The sequence below is a fragment of the Nostoc linckia z4 genome, assembly GCF_002608075.1.
In the GTDB taxonomy this organism is placed as follows: domain Bacteria; phylum Cyanobacteriota; class Cyanobacteriia; order Cyanobacteriales; family Nostocaceae; genus Nostoc; species Nostoc linckia.
Genome location: NZ_LAHA01000077.1, coordinates 1 through 24,987, shown reverse-complemented (window position 1 = coordinate 24,987; position 24,987 = coordinate 1). Strand labels below are relative to the sequence as shown.

Below are 24,987 nucleotides of genomic sequence, written 5' to 3'. Positions count from 1 at the left end.
CCTAACTCCAAACTCCTAACTCCAAACTCCAAACTCCAAACTCCAAACTCCAAACTCCAAACTCCAAACTCCTAACTCCTAACTCCTAACTCTTAACTCTTAACTCCAAACTCCAAACTCCAAACTCCAAACTCCAAACTCCAAACTCCTGAATTCTGAATTCTGAATTCTGAATTCTGAATTCTGAATTCTTTTCCGAAATCTCTAATTAATAAACTATGCAATCACAATATCAAAAATTAGTAGATTCTCTCAAATCTGCATCTGCATTATTAAATTTAGAACGCAAATCGCAACTGCATCAAGATGTCACTTCTATTTGTAATTATCTAGTTAATCCTAGCTTTCGGATTGCGGTATTTGGCCCTTTTAATCATGGCAAATCTACTTTGTTAAATGCCATATTGGGGAATCGCACGTTACCTATTGATTTAATTCCGACTACAGGGGCAGCCATTACTGTTAAGTATGGTTCTGATGTGCGGACTCGTATTATGTTGATAGATGGCACAGAAATCTACCGCAGTGGAACACAAGTTTTACAACAATTTGCGATTCTTGATGGTGATAGACAGATGCGAAAAGATGTAGCATCTGTAGAAGTTTTTTGTCCCCATCCTTTTTTAGAAACTGGTGTGGAATTTCTTGATTTACCGGGGACTAATGATAGAGAAGAACAAGATAATTTAGTAAGAGAACAACTTTTAGGTGTAGATTTGGTTGTACAATTATTAGATGCCCGCAAGTTAATGACTTTAGGCGAACGAGAAAACTTGCGAGATTGGCTATTAGACCGTGGGATAAAAACAGTTATTTTTGTTGCCAATTTTATTAATTTACTCGAACCTGAAGAACAAAAACAAGTCCAAAATCGCCTCCTATTTGTGGCGGAAAGTTTTCGAGCCGAGTTACCTCCAGGTTTTAGTAATTTGTATCGCGTTGATGCTTTACCCGCCTTACGAGCTAGATTAAAAGGTGATGTTGCAGAAGCCAATAGTAGCGGTTTAGTGGCTTTTGAAACGGCTTTGCAAAACATTGCAGGAATTTTGCAACAAAATCATGGTAGTGTACGTTTACCGAGAGTAGAGGCGATCGCCACTCAAATTCAACAATCATTAAAAGCCAAAATTGACCCCATCGCCACTGAAGTTAAATCACTTGTTGATAAACAAAACGCCAAAATTGAAATCAAAGAAAAAGCTGTTAACTTAATTAAACAAGGCTTTGCTAATAGTATTTCTGAATTACAAGATTGGCTAAGTTTTCCAAAATTACTAGCAAAATACCAAGCTGACGCCGCAGTTGCACTGGCAGAAAATAACTTTAAATCTTGGCAAACAAATACTCTCAAAAAAGACCTCAATCAATTGCAAATAGCAACGGTAAAATGGCTTTATCAAGCTTATGAGTTTTTTCAAACAGAAAGACCAGAAGATTTATTAATTCCCTTCCCTAGCGAACCCACAATTACGTTACCTCCCAAGCCAAATCATCAAAGTGATTTGAATGAAACTGGTTCCATTGCAGTTGGTGGTGGCATTGGTTGGTTATTGGGCGGCCCTGTGGGTGCTGCTGTGGTTGGGAGTATTTCTTATTTATTAAATAAAAATATTCAACAACAAGAAGGAAAATCAGCCAATGAATCTTATCATCAGCAAGTTGCTAAACTTTGCATAGCTGCAACAGAAGATTATTTTTCTAGTTTTAGCACTCAAGGATTATCAATTTTGGCTGCATACGATGGAAAAGCTGAAAAAGTAATTTCCTTGGAAGTTAATCAAGAACCATTAGAAATTACTAATAAACGCCAAGAATTACAGCGATTACAAAATATTTTCAATCAACTACTACGAGAATTAGAAACAGCCAAAATTTCTGTTAATTATCAACCTTATCAAGAAATACCACAAACTAAAACTGTAAATACTAGATATTTAACGCAACCAGAAAAATTTAAAGCTTCTGCCCAAGCACAGAAGAACACTACTAAAACTAATAATAATCATCAACAAGTTTCTTCAGCTTCCAAATCAGTAACAGAAAAAAATACTCAACAAGTTTCTCCACCACCCAAAAAATCCGCCTCTCCACGTCCAGAAGAATTGGACTCAAAATTTAATAATTGGGAACTCGATGAAGAAATAGCGCGAATGAAAGCAGAAATGCGATCGCCTGGTTTTAAAACTCACAAACAGCAAAATACAACTCAAAATAATCAAGCAGCAAATCCACCTAAAACTCAGACACAAAAAGATAAAATTAATCACGCCTACAGCATTTTAGGATTAGAATCCAACGCCTCTTTAACTGAAGTTAAGCAAGCTTATCGAACTTTAGTTAAAAAATGGCATCCCGATTTATTTGTAGGTAAACCACAACAACAAAAACAAGCAGAAGAAAAAATGCATTTACTGAATGAAGCTTATACAATTTTGACCGATACAATTTGAGATTTTAAATAAAGACGAACAGCCGTTTATCTCTACGCTAGAATATTTTTATATTTAAAACTGATCTGTCCTATTAGTTCTGATAAGTGAACTTATTCTTAATTTTTCTTACTTTGCGCTCTTCTCTGACGAGACGCTGCGCGAATGCGTTCTTTGCGGTTCGTTCTTTAAAACCCTCAAAATTAATGCGATAGACCACTTTTAAATATAAAATCTAAAATTTGAAAATTTCATCCTAATTTCATTTGGATTTGTAAAATTAACAAGTAAATATAGAATTAGGAAACTGTTGGATAAAACTTATGCAACTGCTATCTTTGAAAAAAAGTTTTTTAGCGTTGAGTTTTGTGGCGATCGCTTCAACCAGTGGATTACTCACAGCCTGTTCCAATGCTGCTTCCCAGAACTTAACACAAACTCCAAACGCAACTGCTACCAGTGATAGCAATAACCACATGAATCACAGCATGGGAATGGATTTAGGCCCAGCCGATGCTGACTTTGATTTACGGTTCATCGATGGGATGATACCACACCATCAAGGGGCTTTGGAAATGGCGAATGTTGCACAACAAAAATCCAAACGTCCTGAAATCAAAAAACTAGCAGACAATATCATCAAATCGCAAAACCAAGAAATTACCCAAATGAAGCAGTGGCGAAAAGCTTGGTATCCCAACGCAGGAGATAAACCAGTGGCCTATCACAGTCAAATGGGTCACACAATGGAGATGTCACCAGAGCAAATGCAAGCCATGATGATGAATCAAGACTTAGGCGCGGCTGATGCTCAATTTGATTTGCGCTTTATTAATGCCATGATTCCTCACCATGAAGGGGCTGTAAAAATGGCAAAAGACGCTTTAACTAAATCTAAACGCCCCGAAATCAAACAATTAGCCCAAGAAATTATCAAAGCACAAGATACAGAAATTAAAGAAATGCAGCAATGGCGGAAAAGTTGGTATAACCAGTGATTTTGTGGGATAGGTCGGTGGGGGATAAGGGAGATGGGGAGATGGGGAGATGGGGGAGACAAGGGAGACAAGGAGAGAAGTCTGAGCGGAGGTTTCCGACCATCAGAACTTCGGAGAGAAAGATTGCTACCTTGTCTACCTTGTCTACCTTGTCTACCTTGTCTACCTTGTCTACCTTGTCTACCTTGTCTACCTTGTCTACCTTGTCTACCTTGTCCTCTTCCCATCCCCAATRCCCMATGCCCCATGCCCCATGCCCAATCCCTTCAAAGGCAGGTTTTTTGAAGTAAGCAGATGGTAAGATAAACCATCGTGACATCAAGCGTGTCATGAGTATGGAAAATTTTATCCGCGAGAATCGAATAGGGCATTCTCGTTTCGCAAGGGACGCACGAGGAAATCAGTGAAAGTTTTAGTTGTAGGGAATGGGGGACGCGAACACGCTCTGGCATGGAAATTGCTGCAATCCGAGCAAATTGAGCAAGTTGTTTGTGTACCAGGAAACGGAGGCACAGCAATTATGGAACGTTGCCAGAACTTGCTGCTGTCGGTAGATGATTTTGAGGGTATAAGCCGATACGCTCTAGAATATGGTATTTCTCTGGTGGTTGTGGGGCCAGAAGTTCCGTTGGCTAAGGGAATCACTGACTATCTCCAAGAACGAGGACTGATGGTATTTGGCCCAGTTCGAGCAGGGGCACAAATTGAAGCGAGCAAAGCCTGGGCAAAAGCTCTGATGCAGGAAGCCGGGATTCCCACGGCGCGGGCTGCGGTATTTACTGAGGCAGCAGCAGCAAAATCTTATGTCAAGTCTCAAGGAGCGCCAATTGTTGTCAAAGCTGATGGCTTGGCTGCCGGTAAGGGCGTAACGGTGGCACAAACAGTTGAACAAGCGCAAAGTGCCATTGACGCGATTTTTCAAGGGCAGTTTGGCAGTGCTGGGGAATTTGTGGTCATTGAAGAATGTTTAATTGGGCAAGAGGTATCGGTTTTAGCATTAACTGATGGATTAACAATTAGACCTTTACTGCCAGCTCAAGATCATAAGCGCATTGGTGAGGGGGATAGCGGGGAAAATACTGGCGGTATGGGAGCCTATGCGCCTACTCCCATTGCTACACCAGAGTTAATGGCACGGGTTCAAACGGAAGTTTTAGAAAAAGCGATCGCCTCTTTAAGATCCAAAGGCATCGACTACCGTGGCGTACTCTACGCTGGGTTAATGGTTGCACCAGATGGCAAATTCAAGGTTTTGGAATTTAACTGCCGCTTTGGCGACCCAGAAACCCAGGTAATTTTGCCACTGTTAGACACACCTTTAGCAGAATTGCTTTTAGCCTGCGTACAGCAGCGTTTAAGCGAATTACCGCCCATTGCTTGGAAATCAGGAGCATCCGCCACAGTTGTCGCTGCATCTGGCGGTTATCCTGGAGAATATGCGAAAAACAAGGTGATTACTGGCATTGGAGAAGCAGAAAAAGCCGGAGTAACTGTGTTTCATGCAGGTACGAAATTGAACCAGCAACAACAAGTGGTGACAGATGGAGGGCGGGTATTAAACGTCACTGGAATCGGAGAAGATTTTGAAAAAGCGATCGCCCAAGCCTATGCAGGAATTAAATATATTCAATTTGAGGGGATATATTACCGGAGAGATATCGGGCACAGAGTACTGAGTGGGAAGCAATAAATTAGCATACTAGACCTGCCTTAAATGTGGAACAGCTTATCATGTCCGCCTAATTAGTTATGATTCCCACAGCCATTAGACTTCTTGCATAAGTCGGGAAAAGGGGAAGGGGGGCCCTGAAGGGGAAAAGGGGAAGGGGAAAGGGGGAAAGGTTTGGTATTTTCCCTTTTCCCTTTAACATGTATCCCTTTGATCGCAAGAGTCCAAAAAGCAATTGATTGCAAGAGGTCTATTGCACCCCACCCCTTAATCCCCTTGCTAAGGGGAGGGGAGACAAAGCGTAGCTTTGGCTCTTTGGGGTTTTTCAGGTTTCATAAGTAATCAAGGGAACCTGATACAATACTGCTCGCTTTGTGCATTTTCAACTCGGAATTTGGTTTTGGGAAAAGGTGAGCCAGCGCGGTCTTGGGGGTTTCCCCCATAAGCGACTGGCGTTAGCGTCAGCGTTAGCGACGTTCGCGCAGCGTCTCGCAGAGAAGGAGCGTCACCCCGAAGGGGTTAAAGGGTAAAGGGTAAAGGTTTTTTCTTTCCCCTTTCCCCTTCCCCTTTTCCCCTTAACCGACAAGTATTGGAACCTGATATGATTAGGGAATTTTGTTGTTGATGAATGATTAAGTAAAACTATAATTTTTGTAACAACTCCTGAGCTAATTGAGAAAATGCTTTTGAACCAGGTGATTGAGGAGCATTTAGTACGGCTGGCATAAAACTATCAACAGCCTTAGCAACATTCACATCAACTGGTATTTGTACCTTACAAATTTTTTCAACACCAAAATCTTCCACAACACGGTGCATTACTTGTTTATAGTATCTACCAGTCAGCAGATTAGCACTAGACATACTAAAAACAATTCCTAGCATTTTTATATCTATCTTAGTTTCATTGCCGTGACTATCTTTTAATTGAGCAATTCGTCTTTCTAGTAGTTGAATACCTACTACAGACAAAGGTTCTGGTTTAGCAGGAAGTATGTAGAAATCGCTCGCGGCTAAAGCGCTGCGAGTCAAGAGATTATAACCGGGGGCACAATCGAGAAGGATAAAATCATATGCTTGCCGTACAGGTTTTAAAATGTTGTTTATCAAAACTCTTTCAAAGCGATTCCAAATGCTTTCAAAGTCTTGTTCGCCCAAAGCAGTTGCTTGTTGATGCAGCATTTCTGATACAACAAATTCATCATACAAATCGATATCTCCTGGTAATAAATCTAGTCCAGGAAGATTACAAACAGTGGATTGAATGATATCTTGAATTGTCAGCTTTGCTTGTGGTTCTGGATTGATAACCTCGTCTATGAGATATCTAAATGTCTTACTTTGTTTGCGACGCTTAGCAAAATCTAATGGTGACATCAGACTCAGCGTAGCGCTAATTTGGCTGTCCAAATCAAGAACAAGCACCCGCTTGCCATGATTTTTAGCCAAACAGGTAGCTAAGTTGACAGTAAGGGTGGTTTTACCAACACCACCTTTCATATTTGCAGTAGCAATTACATATCCCATTGATTTAGTCCTTTGTTAACGCATTTCCATCTAGGTAGCGTACACCCCTGTGGATCTATGAAATCTTCCATTAAATTTAATATTTTGACACACTTAAAAGTGTCTTAAGTAGAGATGGGGAGATGGGTGATACAGAGAGCAGAGAGGAGAACAATAAATTCCTATGGTGGTTTTCAATTCAATGGAATACACATTTTCAAATCGAATCATTGTACCGACGCAAGGCTTTGCGCCCCTACCGCGTGGTCTATTTACCTGAAAATTGCTGTAAGTCATCACTCATCACTCATCACTCATCACTCATCACTCATCACTCATCACTCATCACTCATCACCCCCTACTTCCCCAATGCCCTTTTCTTTTACCAAAACATTGACTCTGTAAGTTCAGAACCCCCTGCTTTGCGTCCTAATAAATAGTGAATTACTGCAAAAAAAATAACCATTGGTACTGAAGCAAAGTGAACGATTCGTAATGCTTGCCAACTACCAAAAAAATCTACAATCCAATGAAATTGAGCAGGCTTATACATTCCTATTCCTGTAAATATTGCCAGCAGCAAAATAGGAATAATTGCTGTATATGCAATCCGATGCCAAGCATAAATGAGTCGCTGGGAATTTTGAGTTTTTTGTAATGCTTTCAGGTCGTTAGTTCCTACAAATCGATGTCGCCAACGTCTAGTTATTAAAATATAAATTCCATACCACAAGAGATTTAATGAAAATAGCCACATTGCTCCAAAATGCCAATGTCTACCTCCTGCAAGCCAACCTCCCAAGGTAAAGATTGGTGGAATATGTAAGCCTGCACGTCCACCAAAAACAGGGTTGGCGTTGTATATTTGTAGTCCACTGGTGAGCATGAGAAACAAACTAATGATGTTACACCAATGAAATATTTTCGCTCCCATTGTTTGGGTAGGTAACTTTCGCGGTTTGCTAGGAATGCTTGAAGTCATAGATTTTAATTGGGAATGGGAGTAGGGAATGTAGTTGGTTAGCTAATAATGCGTTGACTGTTGACTGTTAGCTGTGAACCGTCAACAGTCAACAGTCAACAGTCTTCTATGGAATATTTTTTTACTTGGAAGTCCCTTAACTAGTACATCTTTTCATATTAACTGTTGACTGTTAACCGTCAACAGTCAAAGAACCTGATAAGTGACTGTGCAATTAATAAGTCTAATAGCTTATGTTTATGTAGATTGCAGTTTTGCAGGCTAATTTCTAGTTGTTGGGATTTTTCCCTGACTTGGGTTTAGAGAGACTAGCGTTGGGCAATTTCTTTTGGGAGTTGTTCTGATATTTGGTATTGTTAAATAGCGATCGCCTCGTGTTCAGTAATATCCTTGTGCGTCCCCAGTATCCGCATCGCCTTACCAAATTCATCCCACTCAAATACTTTGCCAAAAAAATTCTATGATCGAATCATATCAAAAATCTGAGATTCCAAAAATTATCCAAGCTTATTTGTAAGTTTTGGGAAACAGCTAGCTCTTACGCACACACTATAAGCTAAATCCACTTGCCAACAAAAATTCTGCGAGACAATTTTATGCTTAATTAGAGTCAATCAATAATGACCATAGATGAAGTAGTACTCTTATTAAAAGCCAGCCAAGCTACCGGTTTAACAACACTCCAAGAAATTATATTGCGTTCTGCCTGGGAAGGAAAAACCGACATCAATATAGCAATTGAAAACAATTATCCTGAAGAACGGGTCAGGAAAGTTGCTACTGATTTATGGCAAATTCTCAGTAATTTTTACAAAGAATCGATAAATGAATTTAATTTCCGCCACACTCTAGAAAATCATTGTCTTGGTAAAGTACATCAGCAATTAATCAGGGAATTTAACCAAGCTGCCATAGCTGTATCTTTGGAATTTCCCAGTGGCCCTGTATCCCTCAATTCCAGATTCTACATTTCTCGCCCACCCATTGAGGAACTCGCCTATGCAGAAATAGCTCAACCAGGAAGTGTTATCTGCATCAAAGCACCCAAAAAAATGGGTAAAAGCTCTTTAGTTCTCCGCTTACTTGCATGGGCTAAAAAGCAAAACTTCCACACGGTGAGTTTAGATTTCCAGCAAGCAGACAAAACAGTATTTGCCAATTTAGATAAATTTTTGCGCTGGTTTTGTGCCAATGTCAGTCGGGAATTACAGCTAGAAACAAAACTCAATGATTATTGGGATGAAGAAATGGGTAGCAAAGTCAGCTGCTCTATCTATTTCCAATATTATTTGTTGCCTGCGTTGGCAACTCCTGTGGTTTTGGTGTTGAATGAAGCTGATTGGGTGTTTGATTCTCAGGAAATTGCTGGAGAATTGTTATCATTAGTGCGTTCTTGGCACGAACAAGCTAAAGCAGTTGAAATTTGGCAAAAACTCCGCTTGATTCTGGTTTATTCTACGGAAATTCTCGTTCCCATCAAACTGACACAATCGCCATTTAATATTGGTTTGCTGATAAAATTGACTTTTTTTACTAAAGAACAAGTTCAAGATTTAGCGCAACGTCACGGTTTGGATTGGACAGATGGTAAAGACGCTGACAGTTTAATGGCAATGCTGGGAGGACATCCTTATTTGGTACGATTGGCTTTATATCATCTTGTCGGTAAAGGAGGATTACAAGGCAATTTAAAACAACTATTGCAACAAGCACCTACAGAATCAGGAATTTATCATGAGTATTTAAAGCAATATATATTAGCATTACGGGATGAACCAAATTTAGCAGCCGCTTTTTATCAAGTAATTGACGCTAAAAATTATGTGAAATTAGAGCCAGCATTGGCATATAAATTACAGGGCATGGGGCTAATTAATTTAGAAGGCGATCGCTGTACTCCCACATGTGAATTATATCGTTTATATTTTCGCGTACATTTCAAAAATCACGAACAATTTCATCCTAAGTTTGTTGAACATTTTTATCGAAAAAATCAATCATTAGTTGTATTTTCTAATTTAGATGAACTAACTCAATTAGTAAATCGGCGCTATTTTCAAACTTTCCTACAAATTGAATGGCAAAACTCTGTTAATCAGTCTAACCCAATATCACTAATTTTATGTGATATTGATTATTTCAAAATTTATAATAAAACTTATGGCGTCACCGCAGGAGATCGCTGTTTACGAGCAATTGCTAATACTATCTGTAATTGTGTAAAATTCTTGCTAGGTACTAGTAGTTTTTCATTTTCCACAAAAATTGCTTATCCTTCGACTAATTCTTCTGCAACCTTCCCAAAAGCAGATATGAGAGATGACAACAGCGAGGTATTGGTGGCTCGTTATGGTGGTGAAGAATTTGTGATTCTCGCCAAAATAGATGTTGCTGCTGCAATGTACATCGCCGAATCTATTCGAGAGGAAGTAAAAGCTTTAGCAATTCAGTGTGAATATCCTAGCATTGGTGGTTTACCTGCTCCTGTTTTGACTGTGAGTTTAGGCGTAGCTAGTATTATTCCCGCAGTTGAAACTGAACCTGCTAATTTAGTTAATGCTGCGGAAAAAGCACTTTATCATGCTAAAAGACAAGGACGCGATCGCGTTGTTTTGGGTTAAGTTTTTAAGTACTTACAAGTAAAAAAATATTCCACAGAAGATTGTTGACTGTTGACGGTTGACAGTCAGCAGTCAACGACAGGAACCGGAATAATTTATTTTTTGTAATTTCCTTTTAATATCACCATAAATTAGGAAATCATTCTCTGAAGTTTCTTTTGTGATTTTTTCAAAAAACGATTCATTTGTGACATGACGCTAGGAACTTTTAATTCTTTTGGTTTTAGTTCTGGTTCTTTGAGAAATCGATAATATAAAAACTCATCTCTATAATCGATATTCACATCTTCTCCTTGACATAAACGAGTAAAGTCAATAGAAGAATAACTCATGTAGTGAATGCGATGAATTGGTTTTAAACCATCTTGATTATAAAGAACATTATTAATATTTACGAATCGGTCAGCATTAGCACAATTACCTGTTCTATCTTCAGGATTCGGACTGAGGGTAAAGTTAAATATTGGGCGATCGCCGTATAAAGTTATATAAACGAATATGCCAGAACTAGACCACCAAGAACCTGGACGAATCCATTCAAATTCACGTTTTTCAATCCATCTTTGTTTAATGATATCTAAATCTTCGCCACCAAAAAGTAGCCGCTTAGAACCAAAAAAGCTATCACAATGAATTTTTGCCCGCAATTGGGTTTCTGTTTGCTGTGTTACTTTTTCAAGTACTTCTAGATTTAATTGTGTTTTCTCTCTGGGTTTAGCATGTTCCCAATCGTTAAATATTAAATCGTAATTATCGAGTTTTGCAAAAATGTCATCAATTGGTTTCATGGCTAAACTATCAGCATCATAAAACACAAATTTTTCAAATTCGCCATTAAAAGCAGCAAACTTTCGGTGTACAAAACCTTTGTACCATCCCGGACGATTGAATTTAGAATCATTGGCTCTGGGATGAGCGTCCCAAAGGTCATTGATGAAATTATCCCAGCGATGAATTGCTTCCCAATCTTCAAAAAGTGTGACATTTTTTCTAGATTTGATTTCCTGCTTCACCAGGTCTAATTGCTGGTTATAGGGAATCACGCAAACTGGAATATCTACTCCAACATTTGCCTCAATGCTGTTTAGCAAAGCAACTAATTGGTCGTATACAGTATCATTGGCGAGCGTATAAATACCAAATGATTTCATTTTGCTAAATCCTACTTAACTTATAGACTAGTTTTTTGGCTCAGTACGTTGTCAGTGACACTTACATACTGACTTACACTTGACTGTAAAAACAACAGTTCAGATGAAACTATACAGTAAATTTACCATTACTGTCTGTTAATGGGTAATTAGCTTTTTGTTTGCTTTAATTTATGAAAATTTTACAAATCATATATTAAGGGATACTTGTGATGACATACAAGCATGAATCAGTCATGGTGTATGTATCACATTTGATGCATTACTTGTATGAACATCTTAATGGTATCTTGCACCTTTCCTTACCCACCCACCAGGGGAGGAACTCAAGTCAGGACATTTTATTTACTTAAGTACTTAGCTGCACGTCATAATGTTACTCTAGTTACTCAACGAGAACACGGCGTTACTGATGCGGAATTAGTAGGATTACGTGATTGTGTAAATCAATTAGTTGTTTTCGATCGCCCGCAAGAACCTGCGACTACAACTAAAATGTTAAAAAAGTTACAACGATTTAGTAAATTTTTATTACACGGGATACCGCCCAGCGTACTCAACCACTATTCATTGGAGATGCAAACCTGGGTTAACAACTGGGTAGAAGCAGGAAAATGTGATGTGATTACTTGCGAACACAGCGTCAATGAAATTTATGTGCAGCCACATTTTCAGAAACAAGTAAAAACTATAGTTAATGTTCATAGTTCTGTTTATGCTACCTGTCGCAAACAACTAGCGATTGGTATTTCTCAAAATACAATGAGAGACAAAATTAATCTGCCGCTTTTACGTCGTTACGAACAAAATTACTGTGCTAAATTTTCGGAAATTGTGGTGACAACCGCAGAAGATAAACTGCAAATACAAGAATTTAATCGCAATAGTAAAATTACAGTTATCCCCAATGGCGTAGATTTAGTTTCTTTTCCTTATCGTACAAGCGACCCAGGTGGACATCATTTAATTTTTATTGGTGCAATGGATTATTTAGCAAATGTTGATGCTGTGTGCTTTTTCAGCAATGAAGTATTGCCAGAAATCCAAAAACAATATCCAGATACAACTTTTGATATAGTCGGTTCTCATCCTGTATCAGAAGTTTTAGCACTTGCTAAAAAACCAGGAATTAATGTTACTGGGCGAGTACCTTCAATGGTAGAATATTTACACAAAGCAACCATTTGCGTTGTATCGATGCGGACTGGATTTGGTATTAAAAATAAAACCTTAGAAGCAATGGCAGCTGGTGTACCAGTAGTGGGAAGCGATCGCGGTTTAGAAGGATTAGCTGTAGACGGTACTAGCGAATCATTACGTGCATTACGCGCCAATCAACCAGGGGAATACGTCAGCGCCATTAGTCAATTATTCGAGAATCCACAATTGCGATGGCAATTGTCCCAAAATGCCAGACAACTAGTAGAAACAGAATTCACTTGGGATATCGCTGGCAAAAAGTATGAAGAAATTTGTCTTGGATAACTCTGAATTGTTTTAAGTTTCCAATTATTAAAACAAATGTATGTAGAGACGCTGTAATCCAACGTCTCTATAATAAACTATTGGTGATGCAAATTATCTTAATTTAAACCTGATTGGGTTTTAGTTATAGCGATTTCAATTTACGATCGCAATAAATGGAATTACCAAAAATCCGCTGAATAACTAGTTTTTTAGAAGATGCACGCCCGAACACAATCAAAAATTTCAAATCACAATCGTATGAATTTGTCAAAAAACGACTTAATTATTTTCAAAACTAGTCACAGCCTTGAACGTAAGTAATTTTTTATGCTTACGCTTATTCTTATTCTTGAGGATAGCCAAATAATTATCAACGTAGCGAAAAGCAGATGCACAATCGTAAGCAGCGATGGCGATAGCTTGCAAGAAAATCTTTGAGGGAATTTCAAACCCTAAAAATTTTTCTGTTAAAATTAATAAATCTCTATCTGTGGCAGGAAAAGTAATTTCTTGTTCCTCTTCTGAATCATTAAAGATATCTTCAATTAATGCTTTGGACATTTTGTACCTCCCCAAAAGCATAAGACGCAAAGCCAGTAATGAAATTGAGCTGCTGATCGCGAGTCCGCAAGTTATCTGGGAGTTCAGTACCAGGAAATCCGATTTCTCGCAAAATTTCTAAACAATAAGCACCGAGTTTGGTGTATGGAGCTTGCTCTAATTCTTGAGCTACTTCCAGAGCCATCTTCAAATTGACCTGGATAACCGTCGTTACAGGGCTGGTCATAAATAAACCCTAATCAACTGGATGCTCTCAGTTTTGATCGGAAATACAAATTAAGTAACGGTGTTTTTGCGGAATTTATTAACAAGCCACATTAAAGTATCAGGGCATTTGCGGTGAAGCATCCAAAACCAAAGCCTACCATCTTTGTAAAGTCGGCTTCTCAGTGAATTATAGGATAGTATGATATCCGCTGAATTGCCGATAACAGACAATTTTGCCGCTACTTTGCGAGAACGCCTCAAGGTTTTGGCGTTCGCAACTCCACTTACTGGGCACTACTGGCGGTTTTTTGTTGTTGATAGCGCTGTTTAAACTGCTGTTGTTGTATTTTATGATCTACGATTGGTTCTGGATAGCCAGCAGCATGGCGTTCTAAAGGTGGAATTTTACCACTAACTAAATATTGTGTATCCACAGACCGCAATTCTGTCACCCATTGGCGAATATACTCTGCCTCTGGATCGAATTTTTGTGTTTGACTGGCTGGGTTGAAAATTCGCACAGGTTTTGGATCCATCCCACTGGAAGCACTCCATTGCCAACCACCATTATTAGCAGATAAATCACCATCAATCAGTTTCTGCATGAAATATTTTTCTCCCAGTTGGGGATTAATGAGCAAATCTTTGGTGAGAAAACTAGCTACAATCATTCGACAACGGTTGTGCATCCAGCCACTTTCATTCAGCTGGCGCATTGCAGCATCCACAATGGGGTAGCCAGTTCTTCCTTCACACCAAGCTTGGAAATGTTCTTCGTTAGTTTCCCAAGGAAAGTTCTTAAAGGTGTCGCGGAAAGCACCATCAGCCAATTCGGGGAAGTTATACATTGCGTGTTGATAAAACTCCCGCCAAGCTAGTTCCTGTTGCCATGTGCGGATAGCGGCTGTAGTTTCTTCACTGCGACTATTTTCTAGTGCTTGGGTTGTGGCTTGCCAAACAGTGCGAATGCCAATAACGCCAAATTTCAAAGCTGCACTCAGTTGCGATGTTCCGTCAACTGCGGGAAAATTACGCTGTTCTTGGTATTCAGTAATAGCTTTAGTAGTAAATTCCTCTAGCCGTGCTTGTGCCGCCGCTTCTCCTGGTGAAAGAATCAATCCTCCATCCCAAATAAATCCTAAATCTTTTGCAGAAGGTAAGGCCTCCACTCCTGCTTGTTTTGCAATTTCCTGTTCAGTTTCCGTTAACCCCTGTGCATTTTCCAGAGTTTCTACTGGTTCACTCTTAGGTTTACTAATCCAATTTTTCCAAAAGGGAGTATAAACCGTATAAGGTTGATTACTACCCGACCGTATTTCTTCTGGGGAATGGAGAATTTGATCCCAGTTTTGGCTAAGAAACTGAATACTTTTTTCTTTGAGGGTATTTATAATAGTGCGATCGCGTTCTTGAGAATAAGGTTCTACATCCCAATTCCAAAAAACCCCTGTCGCTGATAACGCCTGTGCTAAAGCTGGTATCTTTTCCACGGGATTACCATGAAGTATCAACAACTCGCTACCAACTTCAGCATATCGCTGTTGTAATTTCTGCAAACAGCCAATCATATAAGTTACCCTCACCGGGGCAACATCATCTCGTTCTAGAATCAGCGGATCGAGGCAAAATACACCAACCACTTTTGCACTCTGCCGCCGTGCCGCAGCCAATCCCGTATTATCAGAAATACGTAAATCACGACGATGCCAAAACAGAATTAAGTCAGACATTCCATAATCAAAATAGTTCACCCGTACTAGCTTAGATGTTAATGGCACCAAAGAGCATCATTCTGTTGATAAATTTATTTTGGGAATTGGGCATTGGGCATTGGGCATTGGGCATTAGTCATTAGTCATTGGGCACAAGAGGCAGAGGCGAAAAACTCATCTCCCCATCTCCCCATCTCCCCATCTCCCCATTCCCCGGTTTGTCAATCGGCAATGGTGGTTTTTTAGTAAACAATTGAGTATACTTTTGTTAATAGTTAATTAGTTTTTCGATTATGGCGAAACTCCTACTTGATGAAGGCACAATTGAGAGCGATTTAAGTGAAATAGTTCGTGAACTTGCCCCTCTTGGTATTGAACTCAGACACTATGACCCAGGAACATCGCTCCTTTTTCCCAATCTGCTAGACCAGGAAGTTTTAACAGAATCTGAAAAACTTTATATTATAGAACTCCATAACAGTGTCTTTGAATTTATCCAGCAAGAAAATGGCACTGTCTGGTCTGACTTACTAAATATTCATCCAGGTTCGCCGAGTCTTCACCAGTCCATCGCAACATACGGTCGTTACCACACTCACACCACTGTTGAACCCATCTACGTGTTAGCAGGAGAAGCGATTTATGGCTTCGTGCGACCCGATGGTAGCCAAGTACAGCTTTTAATTCAGGCACAAGATTATCTCTACATACCCGCAGGTGTTGAGCATTGGTGCAGCCCAAGTGCATTATTGAATTTTAAAGCAGTACGCTATTTTGCAAATGCAGAAGGATGGGTTCCTAAGTATACAGGTACTCAAATGACTGATTACCTGAATAAACCGCGTTAAAAATCATTTATCTTGTAAATATTTGTAGTTTTTATTACTTAATGGTTGCATTCTCACCTCAAAGCCAGAAATAGATATGCCCGTAAATATTTAAGGGATAGGGGCGGGTTTACTAAAATTATTTGTGGGAAGATGTAAATCTTCTGTGAACCCGCCCCCACAGCAGCGAAAAGTGAAGCACTATTAGATTTCTAACCAACAATAGGGAACTCCAAAAAATAAATTATTCCACTTCCAATACTGCTCGGGTTTTGGATTTTAAACTGGAATTTGGTTTGGGGAAAAGGTTAATGGTTCGACAAGCTCGCCAACTGGGTAAGGGTTAAAGGTTTTTTCTTTCCCTTTTCCCCTTTCCCTTTCCCCCAAAACCCGACAAGTATTGATTCCACTTCAAGTTCTTGACTGTTAACAGTCAACCGTCAACAATCATCTATGGAATATTTTTTGACTTGGAATTCCCATAAACCTTATACCAATTTGAAAAATGATTGCGACAGATGTATAGCCAAAAGCAATTACTACTAACTGTTTCACAATCCAAAATCTAAAATCCAAAATCCAAAATGGTATTACTCAACTTCTTCGCAGCGAATTAACAGCATTTCCATTGCCTCTGCTAAAGAAATCAACTCTGTCCAAGAGGAACCAGTAACTAAATTTTGGGCATGAGCTAGTCGGTTTCGCAACTGTTCAGCAGACTTGAGGAAACGTTCGCCAAATCGCTTGGATTTGAGTTCCAAGTGTTCGAGAAGTTCTGGTTGATTTAAAACCAACTCTCGCTTATCGCAGAATTGTAGATAATCTAACAAATCGGTAGCTTCGTTTCTTTCCTGGCTTTCTCGCCACAGCCGTTGAGCAATTTCTAAGCGTTCTTTTTTCAGGACTGGTTGCCAAGAATCTTGAGGATAGTAAAGCCGTACCAACCGCAAAAGATTCATTTCTAGCAGTGTTACCAAGCCAAACAATAGCATTCGTGCGGGTGCTTTTTGCAAGTCGCCACAGGTAACAATTCCACTCACTTGATTGCAGTCGAGAACAAATAATCGGGGAGTTTGTTGCAAAATGGGTAGTAACTTCATCAGTGGGGTGGAAATGGCAATTAATTCTTTGGGATGAAATACCCGTTCATAGTCTCCACATTTGCTAGATTTCCCTTCAATCAAACTAGAACGTTCTAGATAACCAGTAATAGTATCGCTCCTCTCAACACCGATGACATCAAAATTTTGTGCCTCCATCCAATGCAGCACTTCTATCACCTCTGCATCAGCTGGCATGGCTTTGAGGGGTTCTGCAACGTATTCAATGGTGATATTGTTTTCAAACAAACTTCGCAGGTCTTGAGAACGGGATTTTAGGTGTTTCATCACCTTTTTGTCAACTCACATAAAATAATCCTATGGTACTCGTGCGTAGGCGTAGCCTGTCGTAGACATCGCTTGCCGAGTTTTTTGCTACATTAACTCTGCAACTGCTAAAAAGCTACAAAAAGAGAAGATATCAAGCTTTAAAATGGGGATGGGATTCAATACTGCTTGGGTTTTGGATTTTAAACTGGAATTTGGTTTGGGGAAAAGGTTAAAGGGTAAGGGTTAAAGGTTTTTTCTTTCCCTTTTCCCCTTTCCCTTTCCCCCAAAACCCGACAAGTATTGGGATGGGATTTCACGTTGATAGTTGAAAGTTGACGGTTAACAGTTGACAGCCTTTGACGTTGACATTGACTAAGACGCAGGACAACCATTAAGCATCATTTTTTTACCATTTTTGTTGGTATATGTGTAATGATGGTTATCCATTATCAAGTAACAAATTATTTTGCACGTACAGAAAATAAATATCTATGTAGTTAAATGTATGAGATTAATGGATCGATTTTCCTGAAAAACGGAGAAACTACTCCAAAAAAAATGTTATTACTCAAACGATACCCATAGCAATCCTATTTCAGTTGTGAACAATATCGGTGTTGACTGTCAAGGGTTAACAGCGAACAACCCTAACATGTAATATTTCACAAATTATTTGGAATTGCTATAGAATTGATCCTTGGTAGAATCGTAACAAGAGAATCAAAATTAATAATATTATGCCAAGAAAAGAACAAGGATGGGTCACATTTCAAACCTCTGAAGAAGAGCGGAAGATTCTAGAAGAATTCTGCGAACAGTCCCAACGTACTAAGACTGAAATTTTGCGGGAACTCGTGCGTAGTCTTAATCAGCACTCTTCACCACCAATATCACTAACAGGTAAGCCGGAAGAAGAAGAAGAAATTTACACCCAAAAGCCTGAGTTAGAAAGTAACATTCCCAAAAAATCATTAAAAGTTAGTTCTCGCAATATTCTTAAAGGTGTCGTCAAACGAGTAGTTTATGGAGCAGTTAATAGTGAAGTAACTATCGAAATTATCCATAAAGTAGAATTAACCTCGATTATTACTAGAGCTTCTGCTGAAGAATTGGAACTAGCTGTAGGAAAAGAAGCTTATGCAGTTATTAAGTCTAATGATATAGTTATTGCCAGAGAATAAAAAATGGTAATTCAGATAATAATGTTAGTAAGATAAATTTTACTGACTAACATTTTTAATGCTGAATATCTTTAAGATAAATTAAATTGAGTATTTTATAGCGATGCGATCGCAGATATCAAAAATGACACTCTAACGCACAGCGTCAGGGTGTTCTCTGGTGTTTGCCTCCTCTAAGTACGGTAAACCGTATTTACTTTTAGTTCCCAAAGATTAATTTAATTGTTAAGTTTAGTTACATAGATTAAAAATCTCAGCCAAGCTTGCTGAAAGGGAGAATTAATTACTCTTGAGGACGAAGACAACATGAACGACTTGGCGTCAGGTTCGTTCGTCTTAGACATTGCCTCAATTAGGCAGATACTTCATAGCAGACTGGATTTATCTCAGACAACAGCAGTCAAAACTTTGATGGATTTTGGCAAACTGCTTTGTATGTCAATAGTGCTCGCTTTGTGCATTTTCAACTCGGAATTTGGTTTTGGGAAAAGGTGAGCCAGCGCGGTCTTGGGGGTTTCCCCCATGAGCGACTGGCGTTAGCGTCAGCGTTAGCGACGAAGGAGCGTCACCCCGAAGGGGTTAAAGGGTAAAGGGTAAAGGTTTTTTCTTTCCCCTTTCCCCTTCCCCTTTTCCCCTTAACCGACAAGTATTGCTTTGCATGTAGGTATTTTTAACCTGTGTTTTGTCAAGTCTCTTAAATTCCATCAAAAATAAATTTATTTAATATTTCTTAAGATTGCGATGAAAGCCACAAACCAATTAGTAAATTTTTTAGAAAAAGAATTGGCTATTTCTGGAAACGCAATTTCCTTAGCCTTACGACATTGCCAACAAACTCCCAACTTCCTAGCAATCACCCTGTGGCAATACGGATTTATAAACCTAGACCAGTTAGCCCAAATTTTTGATTGGCTAGAAGAGGGTGGGACTGGAAACTGGGGGAGATGGGGAGATGGGGAGATGGGGAGATGGGGAGATGGGGAGATGAGTTTTTTCCTCTACGGCTGAAGCCTGTTCTGCCCAATGCCCCATGCCCAATGCCCAATGCCCAATGCCCAATGCCCAATGCCCCATGCCCAATGCCCCATGCCCAATGACAAATGACTAAAAAGGATAACACCCATGACAATTAAAGAACAGCCAAAGTTACCACGGTCTAGAATTATTGCCAATGTATTGCTAGTAGTATCAGGGTTATTCCTGCTTTTAAATTTCTTTTTGCCTGGTTTGTTCGCTTCTCGTCCTCCTGGCGTTCCCTACAGCTTATTTATTCATCAGGTACAAGAAGGGGAAGTCAGCCGCGCTTCTGTGGGTCAAAACCAAATTCTCTATGAATTAAAAACAGAGAATAGCGAACCAGGGCAGGTGTTTGCAACTACACCAATTTTTGATTTGGAATTGCCCAAACTCCTAGAACAAAAAGGAGTCGAGTTTGCTGCTGCACCTGCACCAAAGAATACTTGGTTTACAACTCTTTTGAGTTGGGTGATTCCACCACTGATTTTTATTGGCATCTGGCAATTCTTTATTTCCCGTGGTGCTGGTGGTTCTCAAGGGGTTCTTTCTATCGGCAAGAGTAAAGCGAAGGTTTATGTTGAAGGTGAATCTGCTAAAATTACCTTCCAAGATGTGGCTGGGGTAGAAGAAGCGAAAACTGAGTTAGTGGAAATTGTAGATTTTCTCAAGACTCCGGCACGTTTTACGCAAATTGGTGCGAGGATTCCCAAAGGTGTGCTGTTGGTCGGCCCTCCTGGTACTGGTAAGACACTTTTAGCCAAAGCTGTGGCAGGGGAAGCAGGAGTCCCATTCTTCAGTATCTCTGGTTCCGAGTTTGTGGAACTATTTGTAGGTGTGGGTTCTTCCAGGGTGCGAGATTTATTTGAGCAGGCAAAAAAACAAGCACCGTGTATTGTATTTATTGATGAATTGGATGCTATTGGTAAATCTCGTAGCAGTAACGGCTTCTACGGCGGTAACGATGAACGCGAACAAACCCTGAATCAGTTACTAACTGAGATGGATGGGTTTGCGGCTGGGGATGCAACTGTAATTGTGCTGGCAGCTACTAACCGTCCCGAAAGCCTCGACCCTGCATTGCTGCGTCCTGGTCGCTTTGACCGTCAAGTGTTGGTTGACCGTCCTGATTTATCTGGTCGGGAAGCAATTCTCAAGATTCACGCTCAAAAGGTAAAATTAGGAGATGATGTAGATTTAAAAGCGATCGCCACTCGGACTCCTGGTTTTGCTGGTGCAGATTTGGCAAACTTGGTGAACGAAGCTGCATTATTAGCAGCCCGCAATCAACGCCAAACCGTTGCCCAAGAAGACTTTGCGGAAGCAATTGAGCGGGTAGTCGCTGGTTTAGAAAAGAAAAGTCGTGTATTGAGCGATACCGAGAAAAAAATTGTTGCTTACCATGAAGTCGGTCACGCAATGGTCGGGGCACTAACTACAGGAAACGGTCGTGTAGAAAAGATTTCCATTATCCCCCGTGGTATGGCTGCCTTAGGCTACACCTTGCAATTACCCACCGAAGACCGCTTTTTGATGAACGAAGTAGAATTGCGCGGTCAAATTGCCACTCTGCTGGGAGGACGTTCCGCCGAAGAAATTGTATTTGGCAGCATTACCACAGGTGCATCTAACGATTTGCAACGAGCAACAGACTTGGCAGAACGGATGGTGACCACCTATGGTATGAGTAAAGTCTTAGGGCCGCTAGCTTACCAACAGGGACAACAAGCAGCGTTCTTGGGCAATGGTGCGCCTAATCCCCGGCGGATGGTGAGTGAAGACACAGCCAAAGCCATTGATAGTGAAGTCAAGGAAATCGTGGAAACTGCCCACGAACAAGCCCTAGAGATTCTCAAACAGAATCGAAACTTGCTAGAAGAAATTGCCACTCAACTTTTGGAAACAGAAGTTATTGAAGGAGAAAAACTGCAAAATCTGTTGAGTCAAGTTAAATCTGTAGGTGATTAGGGACTGGCGACTAGGAGAGAGGTAGAAAACTTGCAACCAGTCTTTCCCCTTGTCCCCCATTCTCTTCCTCAATAGATATCTCCAAAAATTAATTCTGCTTTACCCGAAATCCTTGTAGAGACGTAGCAATGCTACGTCTCTACATTCATTTCCATTAGATGAATAATATCAAGTTCGGGTAATCACTTACGATTCAAAATTCTCCGTGTCCCCGCGTCTCACTGTCACCGTGTCATTCTTATCGTAAGTATTTAGGTAAACATGATATAATACCCAGTCCCCAACTCCCATCTCTGCATTAAATCTCTGCGCTAGTTGGGGCTTGAGAAATGCCACTCACTACAATGCAAACACCAGCTAGGAAAAATGCCATTGCACCTGCAACTGCACCTAGAAAAGGGGTTATGGTTTGCGGTTGGGGAAATACAGCGCCAAACAAACTCATGGCCGCAGCAAATCCACCAAAATATGTACCAATTCCCAATCCCGCCCATCTTTGGGGTACTAGTCCTAAAGCAAAAGGAATTACCCCGTTAACAATTAAACTAAAACCAGCAATCACGAGGAGAATTATGGGAATTTGTACGCCGATAAATGCCATCATGAGTAACGCTGGAATAGTTGCACAAATGCCACAAAGCATTGCTTGACGATTGCCAATTTTAACAGCGAACATGCCCGCAGGTATGCTGGCAACGGCGATCGCTATTCCAATCCCCACCATTTGGATATCGATATTATCAGTGTTTAATTGGGCTTTGAGGACTTTGCCCAAAACATCCATCAAAAATCGGATACCCCACGCTACACCAAAACCAGTTCCTAAAATCAAAGCTAATTTTTGTAAAGGAAATTGTATTATCTGTGCATTGTGTCTATCTACCGGCGTTTCTGGCGGATTAACAAACCGCAACGCAGCCACAGCACCCAACAATACAAAAGAACCAATTGCAAAGGTTAAAACTGGCCCTAAATTCAGAATATATTTGTTGGCGATGGGTCTAAAAGCGCCAATCAATCCTCCTGTCAAACTGACAATACTGGCTGCCAATGGTAACTCGGCTGGTGTAGAATACGTTCCCAACAGGCATATAGCTGGAGAGCGAAATATTGTCATTGCTAATGCCCAGGCTACTAAAGTGATTGGCAGTAGCGATCGCAGTATCATAGTAGGCGGAATTAAGCTGACAAAACATGGTATAGCAATAAACAAAGCTGATGCCAGAATTACACCCACCGAGATCAAGGGAAATCGAGTCCCTACCCAACGTCTAGTTTGGTCTGAAAATCCCCCCATCAATGGTTCCAACACTGCACCCAAGGCATTTTCTACCACCAATAAACCAATAGCAAATGAAGCAGGAAAACCAAACTGGGTCAAAAGTTGCGGCAAGTAACTATTATAAATTAACCAACTCAAGGTAATTGCCCCCTGCACCGCAGCTAATACCCAAACTTGCACCCATAAAATATTGAAAGAAGATTTTGAGGTAGTCATAAGCACAGGGGAGTAGAGAGTGGAGAGTGGGAAGGTGGGAAGATGGGGTGGTGGGGAGATAGGGTGAAATTCTCTCCCCATCTCCCCATCCCCTTATCTCCCCATCTCCTTTAATACTCCGGAACTGAGGGATCGATTTCCCGACTCCAAGCGGTAATTCCGCCTTTAACATTTGTACCAAGGATTCCGGCTTCTTTGAGAATAGCGAGGGCTTTTGCCGATCGCCCGCCCATCTTACAATGAGCTATCAAATGGTGACCGTTTAATATTTCTTTGACTTTGGCAACCCCATCACCGTTTTCTATTTCTGGTAAGGGTACCAAAACTGAACCAGGAATTTTTGCAATTTCGTATTCATTGGGGTTACGGACATCTAGTAGTACAAAATCCTTCGCACCACTATCTAGCAATTCCTTCAAATCCTTAACGGTCATTTCTTGAATTTCCATCTGCTGTTTGGCCTCCTCTGCCTTAGCTTGTGGAATTCCACAGAATTGTTCGTAGTCTATCAGTTTTTCAATCACTGGGCGAATGGGATTAGGACGCAGTTTCAACTCCCGGAATTTCATGTCTAAGGCGTTGTATAGCAGTAAGCGTCCGCTCAAGGTGTTACCTTGTCTCATAATAATTTTGACAGTTTCCGTTGCTTGGATAACACCAATAATTCCCGGCAAAATTCCCAACACGCCACCTTCTGCACAAGAGGGAACCATTCCTGGTGGTGGTGGTTCTGGGTAAAGGTCACGATAATTCGGGCCGCCTTCGTAGTTAAATACAGTGGCTTGTCCTTCAAAGCGGAAAATGGAACCGTAGACGTTGGGTTTATCTAACAATACGCAAGCATCGTTAACTAGATATCTTGTAGGGAAGTTATCTGTGCCATCCACTACGATATCGTAAGGTCGGAAAATTTCCAGGGCATTTTCGGAACTCAGGCGAGTTTCGTAGAGATCCACCTGACAATAAGGGTTAATCTCATGAATACGGTCTTTTGCTGATTCAATCTTGGGTTTACCTACCCAGGAAGTACCGTGGATGACTTGACGTTGTAAATTGGAAGTATCAACAACATCGAAATCCACAATGCCTATGCGTCCAATACCTGCGGCGGCTAGGTATAAAAGTAGTGGCGAACCTAGTCCACCCGTACCTATACATAGTACGCTAGCGGCTTTGAGGCGCTTTTGTCCTTCCAAACCTACTTCCGGCAAAATCAAGTGTCGGGAGTAGCGTTCGTAATCATCTTTGGTCAACTGGATTTCATCCAGATTCGGATTTAACGACATACCGTCTACCAATGGTTTCAAGGTTTAATCTAGTAATTCTAGTACATAAATAGTAATTTACCCCTTAGAAGTAAATTCAGGTACTTCTTTTAGTTGTTTTTTTACTAGTAATACTCTAGTTTACTACTAGGTTAGCGGATAGATACTCAAGCAATACTCAACAGTGAGAGCGTAAATTCATCTCTCTCTTATATTCTCAATTACTCTGAGTATTACTCTAACTAATTTCGCTCATACCTCTTCTCTAAAGTTATTAGACAACTTGTTTAACACTTTCACCAACAAGGGTAGACACGAATGTAATGGGGAGCAACGCGATTTCGTGAGGTCGGAGAAAAACAAGCGATCGCTAAAAATTTGCTTCAGTACGCTATAAATATTTATAACATTACAAACAGTACTAATACTGGTAAAATTTTATTTTTATTCTCAATATAAATATGAATCGTTTTTTGGGACAAAAAAAGGTAGGATTCCCAATTAGTAAAGGTTTTGATATCTGACATCAAAACGGGGAGTGCCTACGCTGAATGAAAAAT

20 protein-coding genes are annotated in these 24,987 nt (G+C 40.2%); 11 read left to right on the top strand and 9 right to left on the bottom strand.

Going from position 1 to position 24,987, the window contains the following annotated elements; genetic code table 11:
- The first annotated feature begins 218 nt into the window (after positions 1-218).
- The 4 genes from VF06_RS34615 (at position 219) to purD (ending at position 5,117) form a co-directional block, all read left to right on the top strand.
- Complete coding sequence (locus VF06_RS34615; RefSeq protein ID WP_099071005.1) at positions 219-2,450, top strand: dynamin family protein; 2,232 nt, start codon at positions 219-221, stop codon at positions 2,448-2,450.
- 302 nt (positions 2,451-2,752) lie between these two features.
- Positions 2,753-3,427, top strand: a complete 675-nt coding sequence (locus tag VF06_RS34610) for a DUF305 domain-containing protein (RefSeq protein ID WP_099071006.1) — start codon at positions 2,753-2,755, stop codon at positions 3,425-3,427.
- Positions 3,428-3,468: 41 nt separating this feature from the next.
- Positions 3,469-3,717, top strand: a complete 249-nt coding sequence (locus VF06_RS39870; protein ID WP_180267956.1) for a hypothetical protein — start codon at positions 3,469-3,471, stop codon at positions 3,715-3,717.
- Between the two features lie 113 nt (positions 3,718-3,830).
- Entirely contained in the window at positions 3,831-5,117 is a 1,287-nt protein-coding gene (gene purD / locus VF06_RS34600) for a phosphoribosylamine--glycine ligase (protein ID WP_099071008.1), read from the top strand.
- Positions 5,118-5,738: 621 nt separating this feature from the next.
- Here purD and VF06_RS34595 read toward each other — a convergent pair.
- Entirely contained in the window at positions 5,739-6,623 is an 885-nt protein-coding gene (locus VF06_RS34595) for a ParA family protein (RefSeq protein WP_099071009.1), read from the bottom strand.
- 362 nt (positions 6,624-6,985) lie between these two features.
- A complete protein-coding gene (locus tag VF06_RS34590; protein WP_099071010.1) occupies positions 6,986-7,585 on the bottom strand; it encodes a cytochrome b/b6 domain-containing protein in 600 nt (199 codons plus the stop codon).
- A gap of 620 nt (positions 7,586-8,205) precedes the next feature.
- Between VF06_RS34590 and VF06_RS34585 the strand changes: the two genes are divergently transcribed.
- Positions 8,206-10,206 carry an AAA-like domain-containing protein gene (locus VF06_RS34585; protein WP_099071011.1) on the top strand — a complete coding sequence of 667 codons (2,001 nt, stop codon included), beginning with the start codon at positions 8,206-8,208 and terminating at the stop codon, positions 10,204-10,206.
- Positions 10,207-10,337: 131 nt separating this feature from the next.
- Here the strand turns inward: VF06_RS34585 and VF06_RS34580 are convergent, their stop codons facing one another.
- Positions 10,338-11,357, bottom strand: a complete 1,020-nt coding sequence (locus VF06_RS34580) for an Npun_R2821/Npun_R2822 family protein (RefSeq protein ID WP_099071012.1) — start codon at positions 11,355-11,357, stop codon at positions 10,338-10,340.
- Between the two features lie 270 nt (positions 11,358-11,627).
- Between VF06_RS34580 and VF06_RS34575 the strand changes: the two genes are divergently transcribed.
- The gene (locus tag VF06_RS34575) at positions 11,628-12,842 is read left to right on the top strand and encodes a glycosyltransferase family 4 protein (protein ID WP_099071013.1); all 1,215 of its coding nucleotides are present in this window, start codon (positions 11,628-11,630) and stop codon (positions 12,840-12,842) included.
- Between the two features lie 261 nt (positions 12,843-13,103).
- On the opposite strand, the gene VF06_RS34570 is transcribed toward VF06_RS34575, so the two are convergent.
- The 3 genes from VF06_RS34570 to VF06_RS34560 all read right to left on the bottom strand — a co-directional run bounded on the left by VF06_RS34570 (position 13,104) and on the right by VF06_RS34560 (position 15,322).
- Positions 13,104-13,385 (bottom strand): hypothetical protein, encoded by a 282-nt coding sequence (locus VF06_RS34570; RefSeq protein ID WP_099071014.1) that lies wholly within the window; start codon positions 13,383-13,385, stop codon positions 13,104-13,106.
- Positions 13,366-13,611, bottom strand: coding sequence for a hypothetical protein (locus VF06_RS34565; protein WP_099071015.1), 246 nt, complete (start codon positions 13,609-13,611; stop codon positions 13,366-13,368). Before VF06_RS34565 ends, VF06_RS34570 begins: the two co-directional genes overlap by 20 nt.
- Positions 13,612-13,876: 265 nt before the next feature.
- Positions 13,877-15,322 carry a deoxyribodipyrimidine photo-lyase, 8-HDF type gene (locus tag VF06_RS34560; RefSeq protein ID WP_099071016.1) on the bottom strand — a complete coding sequence of 482 codons (1,446 nt, stop codon included), beginning with the start codon at positions 15,320-15,322 and terminating at the stop codon, positions 13,877-13,879.
- Positions 15,323-15,597: 275 nt separating this feature from the next.
- Here VF06_RS34560 and VF06_RS34555 point away from each other — a divergent pair, with 275 nt between their 5' ends.
- Positions 15,598-16,152: an acireductone dioxygenase gene (locus VF06_RS34555; protein ID WP_099071017.1), complete on the top strand. Its 555-nt coding sequence runs from the start codon at positions 15,598-15,600 to the stop codon at positions 16,150-16,152.
- A 569-nt stretch (positions 16,153-16,721) separates the two neighbouring features.
- Here the strand turns inward: VF06_RS34555 and VF06_RS34550 are convergent.
- Positions 16,722-17,519, bottom strand: a complete 798-nt coding sequence (locus VF06_RS34550; RefSeq protein WP_099071018.1) for a hypothetical protein — start codon at positions 17,517-17,519, stop codon at positions 16,722-16,724.
- A gap of 719 nt (positions 17,520-18,238) precedes the next feature.
- Between VF06_RS34550 and VF06_RS34545 the strand changes: the two genes are divergently transcribed.
- From VF06_RS34545 to ftsH4, 4 genes are all read left to right on the top strand, one after another.
- Positions 18,239-18,682: a TOBE domain-containing protein gene (locus VF06_RS34545; RefSeq protein WP_099071019.1), complete on the top strand. Its 444-nt coding sequence runs from the start codon at positions 18,239-18,241 to the stop codon at positions 18,680-18,682.
- Between the two features lie 741 nt (positions 18,683-19,423).
- Positions 19,424-19,690 (top strand): DUF2949 domain-containing protein, encoded by a 267-nt coding sequence (locus VF06_RS34540; protein ID WP_099071021.1) that lies wholly within the window; start codon positions 19,424-19,426, stop codon positions 19,688-19,690.
- Positions 19,651-19,779, top strand: a complete 129-nt coding sequence (locus VF06_RS43155) for a hypothetical protein (protein ID WP_257208151.1) — start codon at positions 19,651-19,653, stop codon at positions 19,777-19,779. The genes VF06_RS34540 and VF06_RS43155 overlap by 40 nt, the downstream gene beginning before the upstream one ends.
- Before the next feature lie 25 nt (positions 19,780-19,804).
- Positions 19,805-21,664: an ATP-dependent zinc metalloprotease FtsH gene (ftsH4, locus tag VF06_RS34535; protein WP_099071022.1), complete on the top strand. Its 1,860-nt coding sequence runs from the start codon at positions 19,805-19,807 to the stop codon at positions 21,662-21,664.
- 298 nt (positions 21,665-21,962) lie between these two features.
- Here ftsH4 and VF06_RS34530 read toward each other — a convergent pair whose 3' ends face one another.
- Together VF06_RS34530 and moeB are read right to left on the bottom strand one after the other, a co-directional pair.
- The gene (locus tag VF06_RS34530) at positions 21,963-23,162 is read right to left on the bottom strand and encodes an MFS transporter (protein WP_099071023.1); all 1,200 of its coding nucleotides are present in this window, start codon (positions 23,160-23,162) and stop codon (positions 21,963-21,965) included.
- Positions 23,163-23,272: 110 nt separating this feature from the next.
- Positions 23,273-24,448 carry a molybdopterin-synthase adenylyltransferase MoeB gene (gene moeB, locus VF06_RS34525; protein ID WP_099071024.1) on the bottom strand — a complete coding sequence of 392 codons (1,176 nt, stop codon included), beginning with the start codon at positions 24,446-24,448 and terminating at the stop codon, positions 23,273-23,275.
- Positions 24,449-24,987: the final 539 nt, after the last annotated feature.